This is a genomic window from Streptomyces klenkii (assembly GCF_003626645.1).
Classification (GTDB): Bacteria; Actinomycetota; Actinomycetes; order Streptomycetales; family Streptomycetaceae; genus Streptomyces; species Streptomyces klenkii.
Genome location: NZ_RBAM01000241.1, coordinates 1 through 1,003, shown reverse-complemented (window position 1 = coordinate 1,003; position 1,003 = coordinate 1). Strand labels below are relative to the sequence as shown.

The 1,003-nt window shown below is 72.2% G+C and carries 2 protein-coding genes; both read right to left on the bottom strand.

Annotated features, from left to right (window positions below):
* Positions 1–93: sarcosine oxidase subunit delta (locus D7231_RS38730; protein WP_147449945.1), on the bottom strand; the 93-nt coding region annotated here is incomplete at its 3' end.
* Between the two features lie 10 nt (positions 94–103).
* Positions 104–1,003: FAD-dependent oxidoreductase (locus D7231_RS36055; protein ID WP_120760611.1), on the bottom strand; the 900-nt coding region annotated here is incomplete at its 5' end.

The window sequence follows — 1,003 nt, the reverse complement described above, 5'->3', positions numbered from 1 at the left end:
GGGGTCCTCGGGGTAGGCGACGTGCGCCTGGCCGCCGTAGTGGAACTCGGCCTCGTCGCGGGGCCCGCACCAGGGGCAGGGGATCAGCAGCATCGGCAGGCTCCTAGTGGGCGACCGCGGCCGCGCCGTGCTCGTCCACGAGCGCGCCGGTGGTGAAGCGGTCGAGCGAGAAGGGGGCGTTGAGCGGGTGCGGGGCGTCGTGCGCGATGGTGTGGGCGTACACCGAGCCGACTCCCGGGGTTGCCTTGAAGCCGCCGGTGCCCCAGCCGCAGTTGAGGTAGAGGCTGTCGACGGGCGTGAGACCGACGATCGGTGAGGCGTCCGGGCTGACGTCGACGATGCCGCCCCAGGTGCGCAGGACGTGGGCCCGGGCGAAGGCGGGGAACAGCTCCAGCGCCGCCGCCATCTGGCGTTCGATGATGTGGAACGCCCCGCGCTGGGTGTACGCGTTGTACGCGTCGATGCCCGCGCCCATGACCAGCTCGCCCTTGTGGGCCTGGCTGACGTAGACGTGCACCGCGTTCGACATGACGACGGTCGGGTGCACGGGCTCCAGAAGCTCGGACACCAGGGCCTGGAGCGGGTGGCTCTGGATCGGCAGCTCGAATCCGGCCATGGCGGCGAGGACGGAGGAGTGGCCGGCGGCGCACAGGGCCACCTTGCCCGCGGCGATGGGGCCGCGGGTGGTCCGCACGCCGGTCACCCGGCCGCCCCGGATGTCGATGCCGGTGACCTCGCAGTTCTGGACGATGTCGACGCCGGCGGCATCGGCGGAGCGGGCCAGGCCCCAGGCGACGTAGTCGTGCTTGGCGATCCCGGCCCGCGGCTGGTACGTCGCGCCCAGGACCGGATAGCGCACGTCCGGCGAGACGTTGACGATCGGGCAGACGTCCTTGACCTGGCTCGGGTCGAGCCATTCGGCGTCGACGCCGTTGAGACGGTTGGCCTCCACCCGGCGCACGCTGTCGCGGACGTCCTGGAGGCTGTGCGCCAGGTTCAGCAC